Source organism: Zobellella aerophila (genome assembly GCF_039539325.1).
GTDB lineage: Bacteria > Pseudomonadota > Gammaproteobacteria > Enterobacterales > Aeromonadaceae > Oceanimonas > Oceanimonas aerophila.
This window is the reverse complement of the sequence record NZ_BAABCX010000001.1, coordinates 65,185-84,559: the sequence shown is the minus strand read 5'-3', so window position 1 is coordinate 84,559 and position 19,375 is coordinate 65,185. Positions and strand designations below refer to the sequence as shown.

Sequence of the window (19,375 nt, the reverse complement as noted above, 5' to 3'; positions counted from 1 at the left end):
TTAATATCTATATATGACAGAAGTCAGGATCCGGTAAGCAGACCTTTCGCGCCAAGGACGGCGCGGCAGAGCCCCATGGATGGGTTCAGTGCGAGTCTGCGTTCGGATCTGACTTCTGTCGAACCATCAGGTCGATTATTTACTGATACGGGTTGGCCGGATAATAAAACGCATCCCGCACCGGCTGATGACCAAAATAACGGGTGTCTTTATAGGGCAGTTTCATAAAGCCCCCTACCCCTTCATCGGTGATCAGCGGGACCTTATCGACAATATTCTGCAGCAAGCGCGAGAATTCGGCTTCGGCGCCGACATCCAGCAGGCGATAATAGGTATGCAGCTTCATGTACAGGCCGGTGACTTCGAAGATGATGCAGCCGGTGTGGCGGATCTGGTTCAGTTTGGCGATGCTGTCCATGATGGCGTAAGGCAAGGCCAGCTGTTCGTCCGGATCCCGGCCATCCTCGAAATAAGAGTGCTGCCTGCTGGCGCCCTCATTGCTTAACACGGGTGCCAGGCGATAGGGAATACGGGTGCCCTCCGGTACCCTAAATGGCTCATCGGGAGAATGCCTGCTCAGATGCAGGGTGTTGCGGGCATTGAACAGGCAGGCCTTGAAGATGCCCACCTTATCGATCGCCTGGGCCAAGAACACCACGTTATTGACGGCAATGGCAAAGGAACGGCTCAACGACTCGTCGTACAGGTTCAGGTTGGAGTCGATATAGACGCCGTTTTCCTGCCAGTGTATCGCCAGCCCGCCGACCGCCGGATAACGACCCAGCCGGCTGACCGCCGCGACAAAGGCTTTTTCCGTCTCGCCCATGCCTTCGAGGTAATTTTTGTAGTAGCGTTCCAGTTGGGCGTCATCCACAAAATGGATGTCCTCCTCTTCGCTGTGCTCCCGCAAAAAAGACTTGCGCGACGAATAGACCACGGTGTCCATCTCGTGTTTTTCCGGGCTGACCCACACCGGCAACAGGGGCTCATCCGCAAACAACGACAGCTCGGGCAATACCAGCCGCTTCAACCTGGGCATATGGGCAATAAAATAATCTCCTGCCTGCCGACGCCGCCTGGGATCCTCCGCCAGCAGCCCATCCAGCAAGGCGGCGAACTCCCTGGGCAACCCCAGGCTGCTGGCCGGAATGGCCCTGCTGCCAAAACGGCAGGATTGTCCCGAGGCCAGGGCATAGAGGGTGCTGGCCACCCCCTGCTCATCGAAACGGGGGCTGGACAATTGCCCCGCCCGCTGCTCGGGGCCGATAAAATACACATCGCCCAACCGGGCGTTGGAGATCTGCAGATCCGACGACATCAACTGCATCACATTGTTGGCAATATATTGGCCGTTGATATCGGTCTGGGCAAATACCGAAGAGCCCCAGTCCACCAGGCTGATGCGGTTCGTCTCGGGATCGAAGACGATATTGGAGGGCTTGATATCGCCATGCACTATGGGCGCCGGCAGCCCGGCCTGCCGATGTTCCCGCAGCATCTTGAGGATATCGGCCAGCTGCGCCGCGATATCGAGCAGCAGCCGGGCCGACAGCCGCCCCAGCTTGAGGCCATGGTGCTCCAGATCCTCCCCCCTGGCCCTGCCCATCATCAGGATCCCCTGCTTTTTCAGCAGTTGATAGGTGATATAGCGGGGCACGCCGGGATGCTGGACCTGGGACAGCATATAGGCCTCATCGGCCAACCTGTCCTGGATATGCTGGGGCAGGTTAACCCGGGAAAATTTAAAGGCGTATTGCTCGCCGTCAATGCCGGTGCCGGCAAAGGCGAAGCCATAGGCGCCCTTGCCGACCAGTTCAATCTGCTGATAGCCCAGCTTTTCCAGCTCGGAGACACAGAGGGCAATCCAGTCTTTCAGCTTTTTGGCATCGTTGGCGTTGAGCAGGTAGATGGACTGCTCTTCGGGGATATAGAAATTATGCAGGCTGTGCTTATACATTACCGCGCCCCTGGCTATGCTCTCATAGGGTCGAACACCCGTCCTCGCCACATAAGCCAATACCGGTTCATTAACGGGAATGCCTGGCTTTCCACCGACACGCCATAACCCCCTGAGGGCTCAGCTGCGCCACTAACCGCCAAGGATGGCGGGAATGCCGGAACGGCAGGAGCATTTTCCACCCCTGGCGCTGCAGGTCGTCTGAAAAGCCAATCAATCCCGTTTGACACTGAACCTACAAACATCACACCAACTTCGCCAACATCAGGCCAGGCTGCTCCAGATACTGCTTCCACAGATTGCTGAAACGGGCCATGGTGGCGCCGTCGATGACCCTGTGATCGGCGGACCAGCTCACCTGCATCAGCCGGCTGGCAACCACCTCGCCCTGGTCATTGAAACGGGGCAAGGTCTGCATCCTGCCCAGGGCCACGATGGCGACTTCCGGCTTATTGATAATGGGCGTCGCCACCGTACCGCCGATGGCTCCGACGTTGGACAGGGTGATGGTGCCGTCCTTGAGATCCGCCGGGCTGACCCGTCCCTCGCGGGCGGCTGTCGTCAACCGCCCCAGCTCACGGGCAATCTCCAGGACGGACTTGTCCTGGCATTGCTTGATATTGGGCACCAGCAGGCCGGCCGACGAGTCCACCGCAACCCCGATGTTGTGCTCCGGCAGATAGGTCAGCTCGCTGCATGCTTGATTGGCCCGGCTGTTGAGGATCGGAAAGTCCTTCAGGGCCAGCGACAAGGCCTTGATAAAAAAAGGCAGCAGCGTCAGCTTGAGATCCTGCAGGGCTGAGTGCGACTTGAGCCGCTCCCGGAGGGCGACCAGTTCGTTCAGCGCAATTTCATCACAATAGGTAAAATGGGGAATGGTGGCCGCCGACTCGGCCATCTGCCTGGCCATTGCGGCTTTGATCCCCTTGAGCGGCTCGACCCGCCGCCCTTGCGCAAGCGGTTCCGTGGCGGCGGGGGCCGACGCGACGGCCTCGGTGGTTGCGGCAATGCCGTCGACAAAGGCGTGAATATCTTCCTTATACACCCGCCCCTTGTCCCCCGAGCCGGTGACCTGGGTTAAATCGACGCTCATTTCCCGGGCCAGGCGGCGCACCGCCGGACTGGCGACCACCTTTTCCGGGCGGGCCTCGACGGGTTGCCTGGCCGCCACCGAGCCGGGCGCGTCGGCAGCCTCACCCCGGGTTTCGGTTTGCGCAGCTGACGGCAGCTCTTCCGCCGGCGCCATTTCAAGCTCCATTTCAAACAGGGGCGCATGCACCTTGGCCAGCTCCCCCTTGGGCACATACAGCTTGCTGACCACGCCGGCATGCACCGCCGGGATCTGCACCAGGGCCTTGTCGGTCATCACATCACAGACCGCCTGATCCTCATGGATATGATCGCCCTCCTGCACCAGCCACTCCACCAGCTCACATTCGACAATACCTTCGCCAATATCTGGCAGATAGAAATCCTTTTTCATACCGGCCTCTTAGAAGTTCACTGAGCGCTTTATCGCTTCATAGGTTTTTAGGTGATCCGCCATATACTCTTTTTCCAGCGCCAGGGGATAAGGCGTATCCAGGCCACATACCCGTTCAATCGGGCTTTCCAGATAAAGGAAACACAACTCCTGGATGGTGGCGGCGATTTCGGCCGCAAAACCGCCGGTCAGGGGGGCTTCGTGGTTGACCACCAGGCGGCCGGTTTTCAGTACCGACTCGGCCACCGTCTTGCTGTCCCAGGGCAGGATGCTGCGCAAGTCGATAATCTCACAGGAAATACCGTCTTTTTCCGCCAGTTCGGCGGCTTTTTGGATGGTTTCCATCTGCGCGCCCCAGGCCAGCAGGGTGACATCCGAACCTGTCTGTACCACCTCGGCCCGGCCTATCGGCAGCTCATAATAGTCTTCCGGTACCTCGCCGACCGAGGCCCGGTACAAGCGTTTGGGTTCGAAAAACAGCACCGGATCCGGGCACTGGATGGCGGCGAGCAACAGGCCTTTGGCCTGATAAGGATCGCGCGGCACCACCAGCTTCAATCCCGGAGTATGGGCAAAATAGGCTTCGGGAGACTGGCTGTGATAATGACCGCCGGCGATGCCGCCGCCATAGGGGGTACGAAACACCAGACCGGCCACATTGAATTGATTGCCGGAGCGATAGCGAAATTTGGCCGTTTCATTGACGATTTGATCGAAGGCCGGGAAGATATAATCGGCAAACTGAATTTCCGCCACCGGCTTCATGCCCTGGGCCGCCATGCCGTTGGCGAAACCCGCGATGCCCTGCTCGGTCAGCGGCGTATTAAAACAGCGCCCCTTGCCGTATTTGTCCTGTAACTTGCTGGTGGCGCGAAACACGCCGCCGAAATGCCCCACATCCTCGCCAAAACAGACTACGCTGTCGTCCTGCGCCATGGCCAGGTCGAGCGCATTGTTGATGGCCTGCAGCATATTCATCTGTGCCATTATTTCACCCTCCCCCCGGTCACCGGATAGGCATCTGGGTACAGGCGGACATGGTCTTTCAGTTTCTCGAGCTGGCTGTTGAGCTGGTCGGTCGGCTCCGCATAGACATCGGTCACCAACTGCTCGAGCTCGGGTTTGGCAATTTTTTCGGCCACCTTCAGGGCATCCAGGATCTCCTGGCGCAAGGTGTCCGTCTTGGCCTTATCAGCCTCGTCGTCCAGCCATCCCTGTTTGAGCAACCACAGGCGGTAGCGGGCGATGGGGTCATTTTTTCGCCAGCGGTCCTCCTCTGCTTTCGAACGGTAGCCGCTGGGATCATCGGATGAGGAGTGGGCCCCCAGGCGATAGGCGATAGCCTCGACCAGCACCGGCTCCTGTTGTTCCAGGGCCAGTTTGCGGGCCAGCCGGGTAGCCTCATAGACCGCCAGGATATCCGAGCCGTCCACCCGTATCGCCTGGATGCCGTAACCGACGGCGCGGCAGGCGATACCATCCCCGATAAACTGCTCGTTGGCGGGTGTGGAAATGGCATAGCCGTTATTGCGGCAGAAAAAAATCACCGGCGCCTGCAGCACGGCCGCCATGTTCAATCCCGCATGGAAATCCCCCTCGGACGCCGCCCCTTCACCAAAATAGCAAATGGTGGTGTTATTCAAGCCCCGCAGCTTCTGGGCATAGGCATAACCGCTGGCCTGGGGGATCTGGGTCGCCAGCGGCGAAGAGATGGTCATAAAATAAATATCCCGTGAACCGTAATGCACCGGCATCTGCCGGCCCTTGCCCAGATCCTGCTCGTTGGTAAACAGTTGGTTCATGAATTGTTCCAGGGTGAAACCACGGTAGCGCAAGGCCCCCTGCTCCCGGTATTGCGCCATGATCATATCTTTTTCGTCGAGGGCTGCGGCACTGCCAACCGTGGTGGCTTCTTCGCCCAGGCATTGCATATAAAAACTGATCCGACCCTGACGCTGTGCCGCCAGCATGCGTTCATCCAGGGCACGGATAAACACCATGCTGTCATACATGCGCAGGGCGGTTTGCCGGTCCAGCTCCGGCACCACGGCGTCGGCATAGAGAGCACCATCGTCTTTGAGGATCTTCAGGGTCGGAATGGTGAGCGCATTCGCGCCGGTGAACTTTGCCTTATGTACAGTGGTAATGGTGGCGTTATTGGGGTTGGCCATAGGCGCTCTCTTTGTGTCGCCTGTTGCGGGCAACAGGCATGAAACTCATCTGACGACCAAAAGTATAGCGGCTCCGATCATCAGCCCCCATTTTGTTCGGCCCGGAGCGGGCCAGACAAACACGAACAAATCATTTTATTAACACTATATTTACATCGACGACTTTTCAAGCCACCCGCGCAGATATAATTTCAATCAATAATAATTTTTTAGTCATATAATCTGATTAATCCCCATAAAACCAGTCAACAATGTTGATGCACCTGTTCCTAACTCGGCCAAACAGGAAGAGTGGCCGACGCGGCGCCAAGCAAAAAAAAGGCAGCCCTGAGGCTGCCTAAAAACGAGATGGACCTAGTTAGAATTGTTGTTCTTCGATTGCTTCTTCCTGGGTGATCAGATGTTCTCGAACTGACCCATGGTGTTGTCTTTACCACCCGCCTTCAGGGCGGCTTCGCCGGCGAAGAACTCTTTGTGGTCATCACCGATGTTGGAGCCGGCCATGTCCTGGTGCTTGACGGTGGCGATACCCTGACGGATTTCCTTACGCTGAACGCCTGCAACATAGGCCAGCATGCCCTCGTCACCGAAGTAGCCCTTGGCCAGGTTGTCGGTAGACAGCGCCGCGGTGTGGTAAGTCGGCAGCGTGATCAGGTGGTGGAAGATACCTGCTTCACGCGCCGCGTCGCGCTGGAAGTTGGCCGTCCACTGGTCGGCCAGCTTGGCCAGCTCGGTGTTGTCGTAGTCTGCGCTCATCAGCTTGGCACGGTCGTAGGCGGAAACGTCCTTGCCCTCTGCCTGCCACGCATCAAACACCTGCTGACGGAAGTTCAGGGTCCAGTTGAAGGACGGGCTGTTGTTATAGACCAGCTTGGCATTGGGCACCACTTCACGGATACGGTTAACCATGCCGGCAATCTGGCCCACGTGCGGCTTCTCGGTTTCGATCCACAGCAGGTCGGCGCCGTTCTGCAGGCTGGCGATACAGTCCATCACCACCCGGTCTTCACCGGAGCCGGCCTTGAACTGGAACAGGCCGGAGGCCAGGCGCTTGGGTTTAACCAGCTTGCCGTTCTGCTTGATCACCACATCGCCGTTGTTGATGTCGCTGGCGCTTTCGATCACATCACCGTCGATGAAGCTGTTGTACTGATCACCCAGATCGCCCGGCTCGTTGGTGACCGCGATCTGCTTGGTCAGGCCGGCACCCAGGGAGTCGGTACGGGCAACGATTACACCGTCATCCACACCCAGTTCCAGGAACGCCAGGCGAACCGCGTTGATCTTGGCCAGGAAGTCGGCGTGAGGCACGGTGACTTTACCGTCCTGATGACCACACTGCTTCTCGTCGGAAACCTGGTTCTCGATCTGGATACAGCAGGCACCCGCTTCGATCATCTGTTTGGCCAGCAGGTAAGTCGCTTCGGCGTTACCGAAACCGGCGTCGATGTCGGCGATGATCGGCACTATGTGCGTTTCGTGGTTATCGATCTGGGCTTCGATTTCCTTGGCCTTGGCCTGGTTGCCGGCTTGTTGGGCGTCTTCCAGGGCACGGAACAGGTGGTTCAACTCCCAGGAGTCGGCCTGACGCAGGAAGGTGTACAACTCTTCGATCAGGCCGGACACCGCCGTTTTCTCGTGCATGGACTGATCGGGCAGAGGACCGAATTCGGAGCGCAGTGCCGCCACCATCCAGCCGGACAGATACAGGTAACGACGCTTGGTGCTGCCAAAATGCTTCTTGATGGAGATCAGCTTCTGTTGGCCGATGAAGCCGTGCCAGCACCCCAAAGACTGGGTGTACTGGGAGCTGTCCTTGTCGTAGTTCGCCATGTCTTCGCGCATGATTTTCGCGGTGTACTTGGCGATATCCAGGCCAGTCTTGAACTTGTTCTGGGCTCGCATGCGAGCGGCGTGTTCCGGCTTAATGGCGCCCCAGGTCGGGTTTTCATTAATCAATGATTTAAGTGCATGAATGTCGCTTGCGTATGACATGGTCTCAGTCCTCGTTAGTTAAATATGCTCGTTTCCGTGTGATAACCATTTGGCGCTCAGGTCAGGAATTTCATTTTTAATTTTGCAACCACAATTCAATTTCACCGTGCTTGCTTATCATCCTGTACCGATACCGCCGGGGAACGCCTATTAAATTGCGCAAAAAAAACCATAAGATCAATAGTTAATTTCCATAAAACCCAACCCAAATCACATAAATACAGGGATTCAATACTTTAATCTCGATTTAAATCGCTCCCTGGCTGTCCGGTTAAAACAAGGTCTAAAACTGGCTCTCTTAATAATAAAAAACTGGACCAAGACAATATAAATGTATAAATAAAACGTAATTAAATTACATATGCAATAACTTGTCCCGACCTAACTCCAAGGTTTAAATCAATCATGTTTAACCTGTAAATGTCTCGATAACACCTAGCAGTACAAACAATTCTAAATCTGTTATGCAGCCCCTGCCGGGTCTTGAAATAAGCGCACAGGCAAAGTTGATTAGGACTCAAGCCAGGCTGATGGCTGACTTGTTGTTGTTTTATCATGTTGGAGCAGTAAAAGAAGGCGGCCAGAAGCCAGCCCCTGGGGAGACGGGCTAAAGCAGCTCGGAGACCAGATCCCCCAGCCGGTAGAAAGTTTCCACCCGGGTGGCACTGGGCCGCCACACCAGGCCTATGTCTCTGTAGGCCTGTTCCCCCTGAGGGGTCATGGTCACTATCCCGGTGTGATGCAAAATACCGGCATCGATGGCCATCTGTGGCAAGAAGGTGGTGCCGAGACCGGCGCTAACCATTTGTACCAGGGTATGCAGGCTGGTGGCGGCAAAAGGATTAATCTTACGGCTGTCGGTCAGCTTGCAGGCACTGACCGCATGCCCGGTCAGGCAGTGCTCCTGCTCCAGCAGGAAGATACTCTGGTCCGGCAACTGCCCATAATCCACCGGCTGGGTAAATCCCCGGGCCAGTTGTTGATGCATCACCAACATAAAGGGATCCTGTCCCAGGGTCCGGCTATGCAATCCCCGGGTGTCGGTGGGCAAGGCCAGCAGCAATACATCCAGCTCGCCGGAGCGCAACAGGGTCAGCAATTGCTGGGTGGTGTCTTCCCGCAGCAAGAGCTGCAGTTCGGGATAATGGCGCCGGCTCGCCTGCACCAGCCTGCTCAATAGAAAAGGCGCTATGGTAGGAATACAGCCCAGGCGGATGGCACCTTTCATGGCCCCCTTCTGTCCCTCCACCAGCTCCATCAGATCCCGGGTCTGCGCCAGCAACTCGCGGGCGCGCGCCACCACTTGCCTCCCCAGTGGCGTCATCACAAAGGCCTTGTGATCCCGCTCGATCAGTTCTCCCCCCAGCAATGTTTCCAGGGTTTGCAGGCCGGTACTCAGGGTAGACTGGCTGACAAAACAGGCCTTGGCGGCCCGGTTGAAATTCTGATGTTCATCCAGGGCGACCAGATAGGTCAATTGCTTCAGGCTGGGCCAACGATGCATTTGAAAACTCGATTAAGGTAATCTGTTTAATTCGATTTAACAAAACTAGCACAGCCTCTACACTTTGTCCTGTTACATCAATGGCTGAAGGTTTCAGTCAAATTTATAGCCGATAAGGAGTCTTGATATGGTACTCGTAGGTCGCCCCGCTCCCGATTTTACCGCCGCCGCCGTACTGGGTAATGGCGAAATCGTTGAAAACTTCAACCTGAAAGCTTTCATCAAGGGCAAAGCCGCCGTGGTGTTCTTCTATCCGCTGGACTTCACCTTTGTGTGCCCGTCCGAGCTGATCGCCTTCGATCACCGCTTCGAAGAATTCCAGAAGCGCGGCGTGGAAGTGATTGGTGTGTCTATCGACTCCCAGTTCAGCCACAACGCCTGGCGCAACACCAAGGTGGAAAACGGCGGTATCGGCCAGGTGAAATACCCGCTGGTTGCCGACGTCAAGCACGAAATCTGCCAGGCCTATGACGTTGAGCATCCGGAAGCCGGCGTGGCCTTCCGCGGTTCTTTCCTGATCGACAAGAACGGCGTGGTCCGTCACCAGGTGGTCAATGATCTGCCCCTGGGTCGTAACATCGACGAAATGCTGCGCATGGTCGACGCCCTGGAATTCCACGAAACCAACGGCGAAGTGTGCCCGGCCCAGTGGGAAAAAGGCAAGCAAGGCATGCAGGCCTCTACCGAAGGTGTGGCCAAGTACCTGGCGGAGAACGCAGGATCCCTGTAAGCAAGTATGCCTACTTGAGATAATGCAAAGGCGGCCTGATGCCGTTCGATTAAGGACAAGTCAAGATAAGGTATCCCACGCCAACACGCAGCAAGTACATCCTTGTATGCTCGGCGATGGCATCCATGCCATCGACGGCTGGCTTAGGGACACCTTATCTTTCCTAAGTGAATGGTATTCAGCCCTGCGGCCGCCTTATTTATAAGACAGAAAACGCTCCACCCCTACTTCCCCACCAGTTGCGACTTGAGATTGGGCGGTACGCCTTTGATGGTGAGGGTATCGGTCGCCGCGTCGTACTGGATCCGTTCCCCCAGCAGTTTTTGCTCGAAGCTGATGGTCAGGCCGCCGCCCGAGCCCACAAATTTGGTCAGCCCCTTGAGCGCCGAACGCTCCACCGGAAATTTATCTTCCAGCTGATATTCCTCGCTGACAAACTGATAAAAGTCCAGATCGTCATCCGTACCCAGCTCGGCCGACAGTTCTCGCAGTTCCAGCTCTTCACCCTGGTTCAACTGCTCGCGACAATATTTATGCACCTGGGCCTTGCTGGCAAGCTTCTCCTCACCGCTGAGCTGACGGGCCTCGCAGTATTCATCCACCGCCTTCAGCAGTCCCTGGCTCTGGGCCTTGGGATCCATGCCCTCGACACAGGACAGAAAATTCAGGAAGAAGTCCGACACCTTGCGTCCGGCCCGGCCCTTGATAAAGGAGAAATAACGGCGAGACTCCGACCGAGTCTGCAGCTCGGTCAGATCCAGACGGGCCGCCAGCTGCATCTTGCCCAGATCCAGGTAGCTGGCCTGGCTTACCTCCAGCTTTTCGGTGACGGTCACGCTGTCCTTATTATCGAGCAGGGCGATGAGCAGATAATCGGCACCCAGCCACTGGTAACGGACAAACAGCAAGACCCCCTGCTCACTCATCTCCAGCCGGTTGAGCTCGGCCAGCAGGCGTTCGGCGGCCAGATGGGAAAAGCCGGCAAAAGTCAGGCTCTGATCCTGCATGCGCCGCACCAGATCACGAAAGCCGGTTTCCTCTTCGTTGAAATAACCGAATACCTTGCCGGCCTTGGTGTTGTAGATATGATGCAGTTCGGCCATCAGCTGCTGCACCGCCGGATTGGCGCTCAGCTCCTGCTCCCGGGTGGCCAGCTGGACTCGGCCCTGCTCATCGCCGAACAGGGAGTGGACTATGATATGTTCAATTACCAGGCTCATAACAGAGAGATTGCCATAGAGTTGCCAGAAGGGGTGGGTATTATAGCCACCCAGCAAGCAAGTGGAACGCCCGACGATGTGTTTCAGGAATAGCTGTTGTCTTCGGAAACGGGGTTGGTATTTTGTTCGCCTCGGGCAAAGGCCAGCAGTTCTAGCCGGCCGGACACGCGAAGCTTGGCATAAATGGCAGTGAGGTGGTTCCTCAAGGTATGCTCGCTGATGTGAAGCTCGCAGGCCAGTTTACGGATGGGCTCGCCCACCTGCTTGATGACGGCGTGGTAGATAGTCAGCTCGCGTTTGGTCAGTCGGTCCAGCAGATTTGCAGATGAGGTTTCGCTTTCTCCCGTCAATCCCCTCAGGATCCGGCTGGTGACCAGGCGATCCAGCCAGTGCTCTCCCCGATGAACGGCGAGAATTGCCCTGAGCAACACTTCATTGGGCGCTTGTTTCTGTACTACCCCCTTAAGCCCCTTTCTCACCGCCTCATCAATTTGAGCCTCCGTGGCCGATCCCTGCAATGCCACGATGGAAAATTCGCTCTCCCCCCCAAGCAGACTGACACACTCCCTGCCCAGCATGGAGTCCAGTTCGGTCACAATAATGCTGGCGCCGAACTCCCCCGCCCTACCAAGACTCTCTTTGTTGAGGAGTGCTCCCGCCCACTCGAACCGGGGGGAGCGTGAACAAACCAGTGTTTCCAGGCCAAGCAACAGGGCCGAATAATTGGAAACGGCGAGCACGCGTGGGTTATTTTGGTTCTTTCGATATGCCACCAGAGCTTCCTGAGTATTCAAAATGTCCCGGGAGGTATGTCCTCTTTTCTTTCGATAATTTTAGTCGACTTCTCCCGGCAAGAAGGAGAGATCTTCGTCATGCGCCCTTTTCAGGACTTTCTTAGGCTTTAACAGCCGTTGAAAAAAAGCTGGGCTTATTGAAGGCAGTGGTCGCTGTCAAGTCCTGAGCCGAAAAAAACAACAAGAGCACCGTACGTGCTCAGGGAGTGAAACATGGACAACAAGTTTGAAGTTCGTTGGCGGTGCCAGATCCTCCTTTTGGGGTTAATGGCATCGTTACCGTTGATGATGACATCGAATGTCTCGGCCCAGGTGGTTGAGCCCATTGCGGTCGCGCCTCTGAACCAGGTGGCGGTGCCAGACGTGAACACCCTGGGGTTACTGGATGGGGAAGGTCCCAATGCTGGCTCCTGGCCCATCATCACACAACCGGAAAAGCGGACCGATCTGCAGCGTTTGGGCAAAGCCTTGTTTTGGGACATGCAAGTGGGCAGTGACGGGATCACCGCCTGCGCCAGCTGCCACTACCATGCCGGTGCCGATCACCGCACTAAAAACCAGATCAGCCCGGGGCTCAAACGCAATGATGTTGCGCATGATCTGCTGGGAACCGCCAATGGGCAGCTTACCAACCCCCATTATTCGGGTATAAATGACCTGGGCACCGAAGTGGGTTTTGCGGTCAGCGAAAACGAGCTGCTGAGCCTGGGTTGGTCGGTTGATGACATCGATGGCACTCCCGGTACTGGTCCCAAGGGTGACCCTGCATTTGATATCAATGACGTGAGCTCTTCCCAGGGACAACGCGCCGGTACCTTTACCGCCCTTTCCGGTGGCCGGGTCGATAGTGGAGACTTGGCAACCGAGGACGATGGCTTTTATGTCGATTTTACAGCCAATGACACGGGCATCCCCGATACCGCCCGGCGGGTAGAGCCACGCAATGCCCCCACCGTGATCAATGCCGTGTTCAACCTGCGCAATTTCCTGGACGGACGGGCCGATGGCTTCTTTAATGGCGTCAACCCCCTTGGTTTTCGAGATCCCGACGCCCAGGTCTTGACCTACACAAGCGTCGACGGTTTCAGCCCCGAAACCTTGCGAGTTCCCTTTTCCGCCCTGGCTTCCCAGGCCGTGGGCCCGCCTCTGAGCGATTTTGAAATGCAGCTTGCCGGCCGTACCTTTGCCCATATCGGCAAGAAACTTGGCCTGGCCATACCGCTGGACGGCCAGAAGGTCGCCTGTGATGATGACTTGCTGAATGTCTGGGCCAACTGCGGTGGTACAGGGTTAAACCAAAATTACAATTACCATTCCCTTGTGAAAGCCATCTTTGACCAGCGTTTCTGGGGGGATGGTAGCGGCAACGACGTATGCCTGACACTTAATCCTCCCCCCGCTCTGCCGACCAAGGTTGATAATTGTGCAGGCGGCTACGACTTCACCCTTCTGGAATACAACTTCGCCCTGTTCTTTGGCTTGGCGGTACAGGCCTATGAGGCCACCCTGACTTCCGACTACACCATAGTGGATCTGCTGGCCGGCGGTATCGCCACCGGCACCTTGACCAATGGCACGGGCCGAAGAGCCATTACTATTGATGTCACGGGCCTACCCTTCGAAACTTGCGTAAATAACCTGGCGCTGAACAACAACGCCGCGGGCGTGGCCAATGCCAAGCAACTCTGTGCCGAGCATTACGCCAAATTTATTCCCGTTGGTGCCGTGTCTGGATCGGAAACAGATGCAGCCACCGCCAATTTCGCCGTTCAAGTCGCGCCCGGCAGTCCGATCGGTCTTTGCAATAATCCACCTGTATGTAATGACGTGGTGAACAATGCAAATACTCTGGCCAATGCCGTCAGCACGCTGCTGGCCATCGACCGGGGTGTGGGTCGCTTCTTTGCCGGGGCCACGGGCTGTGGTATCTGCCACTTCAACCCGGAATTTACCGGGGCCACCGTGTCCTCCCTCACCGGCTTTGGCGCGCCGCCGGTGCCGCCACTGCCGCCGGGCCAGTTGCGCAAGGAGGCCCTGGAGGTGCCCCTGGAGCGCATGATCACCTTCAATGACCAGGCTCAGGTGTATGATGCCGGCTTCTACAACATTGGCGTAAGGCCCAGCTCGGATGATATTTCTCTGGGGGATATCCTCGACGGCGTGCCGCTGTCATTATCCTGGCTACGGGAAACCATTTTGCGTCGGCAGAATGGCGAGGATCTTACCGTTCTGGATCCGAATCTTTCAAACGACAATATCGACGCGGTTGCGGAGGTGATAGCCAACAATGAGCTGTTGATCCCCACCGCCCCCGATGACCTGACCCCCATACCGTTCAACCTGGCCCTGGCCTGCGGTCCTGGCTTGGTGGGCAACGCCAATGCTCAAGGGCGGCGCCAGGGCGACCCCAACAACAACCCCAACGTCAACTGCGTACCGGATGTGGTGATCGGTGAGAAGATCCTGCGCAACGGCGCCTTTAAGACCCCCGGTCTACGCAACATCAAATTTACCGGTCCTTATTTCCACAACGGCGCCAAGAAAAACCTGCGCCAGGTGGTGGAAACATACAAGACCGCCGGTCACTTCCCGATCATCAACTTCAACAACCTCGACGCAGGTATGCGGGAATTTGATCTAGGGGTGGAAGACGAGGCATCCCTGGTGGAAATGCTGGAAACTGGGTTAACGGACTGGAGAGTTGCGCTTCAATCCGGCAAGTTCAGCCACCCGCAGCTGTGTATTCCCCACAGCCACGACGACACTACCGGTAAGACCTTTCTGGTTAATATTCCGGAGGTCGGTGCACTTGGCCACAACGCCCTTCTACAGACCTTTGAGGAGCAGCTTACAGGAACCCCGGGGATTCATGACCTGATGGATCTGTGCGAAATGCCGAGCATATCGTCCTTCGGACTGTCGGATATCGACGTACCACCTGCGCCTGCGCTATGACCCTAGACATGAGGTAACACGCAACGAGCGGCCCCACCGTCTGGTGGGGTCATTTTTTTGCATACCCAGGCTCACCAGCACGGTCTTATGACAGATTGCCATAGAGTTGCCAGATGGGGTGGGGTATTATAGCCGTCTCGTCACCAAGTTACATGATTGAACGCCCATGCCTATCATTTCAAAATACGACCAACAATATGACCAACTGCTTGCCGAACTGGAGGCCGTGCTGGACAAGCATCAGGCTCCGGCAGATCTGCGTTTGATGGTGTTGGGCAACCTGGTGACCCATATTCTCAATCACCAGGTATCACCGGGGCAGCGCAAGGCCATCGCCGACAAGTTCACCCGGGTGCTGAGCGCCTCCATCGACACCCAGAAAGGGGCTCATTGAGTTCCCCTTGTCCAACGACAGACGGCTGAGCCATGGTCGAAACCGGCAACCTTTATCGTGATAATGTCTCCCGCCTGATCGGCTGGGGCCATTGGTTTGTGTCTTTCAATATATTGCTGGCCATCATGGTGGCCAGCCGTTACCTGATCGGATCGGACTGGCCCGATACCCCCCTGGGCGTCGCCTATCTGCTGGTCAGCTGGGTAGGGCATTTTGCCTTCTTGAGCTTCTTCACCTACCTGCTGACCCTGTTCCCGCTCACCTTCCTGCTGCCCAGGCTCAGGGCGGTGCAGTTCCTTGGCGCCACCATCGCCACGGCGGCGCTGACCCTGCTGTTGATCGACACCCAGGTTTTCAGCCTGTTCAAGTTCCATCTCAACCCCACCGTCTGGCGCCTGCTGCTGGATCCGAGCCAGTCCGAACAGGCATCCGGCTGGGGCTGGCTGTTTATCTGGCTGCCGCTGCTGTTCCTGCTGGAACTGTGGCTGGCCAATTGGCTGTGGCGATGGAGCCAGCGCCGTCGCCGCTCCATGGCCATGCCCATCGCCCTGCCCCTGGTGGTGTGTTTTTTCCTTACCCATACGGTGCACATCTGGGCCGATGCGACCCTCTATAGTCCCATTACCGCGCAAAAAGCCAATTTCCCGCTCTCCTACCCGATGACGGCGAAGGGCTTCTTGATAAAACGGGGCTGGCTGGATCCGGACGACTACCAGAAAACCAGCAGCCAGCAGGGCAGCGAGGGCAGATTCCAGGTGATTTACCCCCTGCGCCAGCTGACGGTGCAGGCCCCGGGCAAACCGTCCAACATATTGCTGGTGGTCGCCGACGGCCTGCGTTTCGATATGCTGGACGCCATCGTCATGCCCAACCTGAGCCGATATGCCGACCGGCATTTACGCTTCAACAACCATCTGAGCGCCGCCAACCACCCTGAAGCAGGCCTGTTCAGCCTGTTTTACAGCCTGCCGGCCCACTACCGGACGGGGGTAGAAGCCGATGCCATTTCGCCGGTGTTTATCGACGAGCTCCAACGTCAGGATTACCTGATGGGCCTGTTTGTCAGCAACGGACTGGACAAGCCCCTCTATGAACATGCGATTTTTTCAACCCTGCGCAACCAGCCGTTCCGCCCCGCCGTCGGGGGGGCAGAGGGGGACAGGCAGGCACAGGCGGCGCTGATTGAATGGCTGAAAGGCCAGGACGGTCAGCGCCCCTGGTTTTCCTACCTGTATCTGGATGCCCTCAATGCACTGGATGTCCCCATGGGGGTGACGGGCCCCTTCCAGCCTTCCCTGGAGCGGCTGAATCCGGCCCAGGCCTATCAGGATAAGCAAAGAGAAGCTCTGTTCAATCGCTACCGCAACGCCGCCTTCTATACGGATCAGCTGCTTGGCCAGCTGTTTGAGACCCTCCGTGAACAAGGCATGGAACACGACACCCTGGTGGTGATCACCGCCAGCCATGGCATGGAGTTTAACGAAAACCGCAACAACACCTGGGGTTACGGCAGCAGTTATTCGCCCTATCAGTTGCATGTACCGCTGGTCCTGGCCTGGCCGGGCCGCGGGCTGCAGAGCTTCGAGCACAATACCAGCCAGCTGGATCTGATCCCGACCCTGATGAAGGAAGCCCTGGGGGTCGAGAGTCCATTTCGGGTCTATGCCAATGGCCAATCGCTGTTCGAGGCACAGGCCAATCGCTGGCGCCTGGCGGCAGATAACGAGGAATATGTGATTTATCAGCAGGATCAAGTCACCCTGTTCAATCAGCAGGGCGATTTTCAACTACTGAGCCTGCCCGACTATCGAGCCAAGCCGGACGCCAACCCTGAGCTGTCGCTGCTGTTGCAGGTGATGAACGAGCTCAATCGTTTCCAGCGTCAGCACTAATGGTTCTTATAACCGCCGTTCACAAAGGCTGGAAATAAAAAGAGAAGCATCGGTTTGCTTCTCTTTTTATTGGAATTAAGGGCGCTCAGATACCTTCATCGAGCAGGCGGCGGGCCTGCCAATAACGGTTTCGCCAATACACATTATCCAACCGGGATATGGTCACCCCCTTGCTGGAAGATGCATGGGCAAACTTGCCATCACCCAGGTAGACACCATTATGCTGTACGCCTTTACCGGTGCGGAAAAAAACCAGATCGCCCGGCTGTAGCTCATTCTTGCCCACCTGCCGACCCAAGCCGACCTGCTGATAGGTCGATCTGGGCAGGTCCATACCATAGACTTCCTGGTACACTGTCTGGGTAAAGGCGGAGCAGTCTATGCCGCTGGCATCTACCCCACCGTAGCGATAGGGCACGCCTCGCCAGCGTTGATACACCCGCTGCAGATCCGGTGTGCTGCTACCGGTGCCGGCCATCGTTTTATTGAACAGGCCCTTGCTGGGCCCGGTGCTGATGCTATAAGTCACGGCAGAACGTGGCTTTTTAGTCATGGCATGCTTGCCAGGCTCAGCCGGCGGCATGCTGCTACATCCGGCCAGCGCCAGGAAACTACTCATGAATAGGACTTTTTTCATTCGAAAAATGCCAACAAGCGGTCGATTTACAAGATACTAGTGCAACTCAGTGATCATTTGCAAAAGAGAAAATGCCTGAAAACAAAGATATAGCCTCCGAGTTTCTGATTTGTGATAGTCGGAACATAAAGTTGCCGATAAATGCAGCAAATTGGCTAAGTTTTGATGAGCGGGCCCGTCTGGCCGGGATCGCCCACCAGCAACAGGCCAGGCTATTCCTGCTGGGTCGCTATCTGCTGCGGCGGTTGGCGGGCAGGCGCCTGGGGATCCCGGGACAGCAACTCGAGATCCGGGTGGATCAAAAAGGTAAGCCTGCTTTGGTAAACCAGCCGCTGTTTTTTAATTTAAGTCACAGTGGCCCCTATCTGGCGCTGGCCCTCGATACCCGGGCTGATTTGGGGGTCGATGTGGAGACTCGACGACTGAACAACGTCCAAGCCCACCGCCTCGCCCGCCGCTATCTGCACCCGGATGAACAGCGCTGGCTGTTGGCCCAGGCTGATCCGGCGCAAGCCTTTATCCGTTTATGGACCGCCAAGGAGTCATTGGTCAAGGCACAGGGGTCGGGCATCGCCGGGTCCCTGGCCGGCTTTAGCTGGCATCCGGATAGCGTTCACACCCGGCTCGGACAACAAAGCTACCGACTGTATCAATGGCCCCTGCCCTCGGCCTGGCTTAGCCTGGCGGTGGCCGGGGAGCAGGGGCCTGCGCCGCAGCTGATAAAATTGACCGATTATCCGGATTGGCTTGAAATAACCGGTCCGCAACCTTATTTAGCTATAAACCCTTAATGAGACGCTGTTTATGATCCTTGATATCAATGTACAGAACTTCCAGCAGGCAATTATCCAGGCCTCCATGAGCAAGACGGTGGTAATTTATTTCCATGCCGAGCAAGTGCCTGAGTGCCGGGCGATGACATCTGTGCTTGAAGGTCTTATTGGCGCCGACAACAGCCATATCGATTTAGCCAAGGTCGATGTCGCCGATCCCCAGCTACAGAGCCTGGCGGTCCAACTGGGATTACAGGCCCTGCCCGCCCTGGTGGCCTTCAAGGATGGCCAGCCGGCCGATGTGTCCGAGGGGCCCAAGGACGAGGCCGCAATAAAAGCCTTCCTGGCCCCTTACCAGCCCGATGAGGCCGAGCTCTTGCTCGACCAGGCCAAACAAACCCTGGGCCAGGATCCTCAGACGGCCTATGGACTGCTACAGCAAGCCCGGGCCCTGGCAGATTCCGCCGCTATCCGCCTGTGCCTGGCGGAAGCCGCCCTGGCCCTGAATAAACTCGACGAGACCAAGCAGCTGCTGGCGACCATCGGCATGGCCGATCAGGACAGCCAGTATCAACACATCCTGGCCCGGCTCAAGCTGGCCGAAGAAGCCGCCGACAGCCCGGAGTTGCGCCAACTGGAGCAGAAACTGGCGGACACGCCCGACGACATGGAGTTAATGCAGGAGCTGGCTATACTCTATTTCCAGGCGGGACGGCAGGAAGAGGCCCTGCAGCTGCTGCTGGAAGTGCTGAAACGAGATATGTCCTTCGGCGAAGCCAAGAAGCACCTCATGGATATGCTCACCGGCATGGGGGCCGATCCCGTCGCCTCCAAATATCGCCGCCAGCTTTACAGCATGCTCTACTGAGC

Annotated in this window: 15 protein-coding genes; 6 read left to right on the top strand and 9 right to left on the bottom strand. The window is 56.9% G+C overall.

Annotated features, from left to right (window positions below):
* Nucleotides 1-139: 139 nt before the first annotated feature.
* From ABD806_RS00385 to ABD806_RS00360, 6 genes are all read right to left on the bottom strand, one after another.
* Nucleotides 140-1,957, bottom strand: coding sequence for a protein kinase domain-containing protein (locus tag ABD806_RS00385; protein WP_344953416.1), 1,818 nt, complete (start codon nt 1,955-1,957; stop codon nt 140-142).
* Nucleotides 1,958-2,201: 244 nt separating this feature from the next.
* On the bottom strand, nt 2,202-3,440 hold the full coding sequence (locus ABD806_RS00380) for a 2-oxo acid dehydrogenase subunit E2 (protein WP_344953413.1): 1,239 nt from the start codon (nt 3,438-3,440) through the stop codon (nt 2,202-2,204).
* A 9-nt stretch (nt 3,441-3,449) separates the two neighbouring features.
* Nucleotides 3,450-4,427 carry an alpha-ketoacid dehydrogenase subunit beta gene (locus ABD806_RS00375; protein WP_344953410.1) on the bottom strand — a complete coding sequence of 326 codons (978 nt, stop codon included), beginning with the start codon at nt 4,425-4,427 and terminating at the stop codon, nt 3,450-3,452.
* Complete coding sequence (locus ABD806_RS00370) at nt 4,427-5,611, bottom strand: thiamine pyrophosphate-dependent dehydrogenase E1 component subunit alpha (protein ID WP_344953406.1); 1,185 nt, start codon at nt 5,609-5,611, stop codon at nt 4,427-4,429. The genes ABD806_RS00375 and ABD806_RS00370 overlap by 1 nt, the downstream gene beginning before the upstream one ends.
* A 396-nt stretch (nt 5,612-6,007) precedes the next feature.
* Nucleotides 6,008-7,606 (bottom strand): isocitrate lyase, encoded by a 1,599-nt coding sequence (locus tag ABD806_RS00365; protein WP_344953403.1) that lies wholly within the window; start codon nt 7,604-7,606, stop codon nt 6,008-6,010.
* A 607-nt stretch (nt 7,607-8,213) separates the two neighbouring features.
* Complete coding sequence (locus ABD806_RS00360) at nt 8,214-9,110, bottom strand: hydrogen peroxide-inducible genes activator (RefSeq protein ID WP_344953400.1); 897 nt, start codon at nt 9,108-9,110, stop codon at nt 8,214-8,216.
* 127 nt (nt 9,111-9,237) lie between these two features.
* Here ABD806_RS00360 and ABD806_RS00355 point away from each other — a divergent pair, with 127 nt between their 5' ends.
* Nucleotides 9,238-9,840 (top strand): peroxiredoxin C, encoded by a 603-nt coding sequence (locus ABD806_RS00355; RefSeq protein WP_344953397.1) that lies wholly within the window; start codon nt 9,238-9,240, stop codon nt 9,838-9,840.
* Between the two features lie 224 nt (nt 9,841-10,064).
* On the opposite strand, the gene yejK is transcribed toward ABD806_RS00355, so the two are convergent.
* Complete coding sequence (gene yejK, locus ABD806_RS00350; protein WP_344953394.1) at nt 10,065-11,060, bottom strand: nucleoid-associated protein YejK; 996 nt, start codon at nt 11,058-11,060, stop codon at nt 10,065-10,067.
* Between the two features lie 83 nt (nt 11,061-11,143).
* Nucleotides 11,144-11,854, bottom strand: a complete 711-nt coding sequence (locus ABD806_RS00345; RefSeq protein ID WP_344953391.1) for a response regulator transcription factor — start codon at nt 11,852-11,854, stop codon at nt 11,144-11,146.
* 285 nt (nt 11,855-12,139) lie between these two features.
* Here ABD806_RS00345 and ABD806_RS00340 point away from each other — a divergent pair, with 285 nt between their 5' ends.
* The 3 genes from ABD806_RS00340 to ABD806_RS00330 all read left to right on the top strand — a co-directional run bounded on the left by ABD806_RS00340 (nt 12,140) and on the right by ABD806_RS00330 (nt 17,095).
* On the top strand, nt 12,140-14,809 hold the full coding sequence (locus ABD806_RS00340; RefSeq protein ID WP_344953388.1) for a hypothetical protein: 2,670 nt from the start codon (nt 12,140-12,142) through the stop codon (nt 14,807-14,809).
* 166 nt (nt 14,810-14,975) lie between these two features.
* Nucleotides 14,976-15,203 (top strand): YejL family protein, encoded by a 228-nt coding sequence (locus ABD806_RS00335; RefSeq protein ID WP_116473671.1) that lies wholly within the window; start codon nt 14,976-14,978, stop codon nt 15,201-15,203.
* Nucleotides 15,204-15,235: 32 nt separating this feature from the next.
* Nucleotides 15,236-17,095 carry a DUF3413 domain-containing protein gene (locus ABD806_RS00330; RefSeq protein WP_344953382.1) on the top strand — a complete coding sequence of 620 codons (1,860 nt, stop codon included), beginning with the start codon at nt 15,236-15,238 and terminating at the stop codon, nt 17,093-17,095.
* A gap of 85 nt (nt 17,096-17,180) precedes the next feature.
* Here the strand turns inward: ABD806_RS00330 and ABD806_RS00325 are convergent, their stop codons facing one another.
* Nucleotides 17,181-17,573: an NlpC/P60 family protein gene (locus ABD806_RS00325; RefSeq protein WP_344956395.1), complete on the bottom strand. Its 393-nt coding sequence runs from the start codon at nt 17,571-17,573 to the stop codon at nt 17,181-17,183.
* A gap of 290 nt (nt 17,574-17,863) precedes the next feature.
* On the opposite strand from ABD806_RS00325, the gene ABD806_RS00320 reads away from it, so the two are divergent.
* Both ABD806_RS00320 and ABD806_RS00315 read left to right on the top strand, forming a co-directional pair.
* Entirely contained in the window at nt 17,864-18,523 is a 660-nt protein-coding gene (locus ABD806_RS00320) for a 4'-phosphopantetheinyl transferase family protein (protein ID WP_344953379.1), read from the top strand.
* 13 nt (nt 18,524-18,536) lie between these two features.
* The gene (locus tag ABD806_RS00315) at nt 18,537-19,373 is read left to right on the top strand and encodes a tetratricopeptide repeat protein (RefSeq protein WP_344953377.1); all 837 of its coding nucleotides are present in this window, start codon (nt 18,537-18,539) and stop codon (nt 19,371-19,373) included.
* Nucleotides 19,374-19,375: the final 2 nt, after the last annotated feature.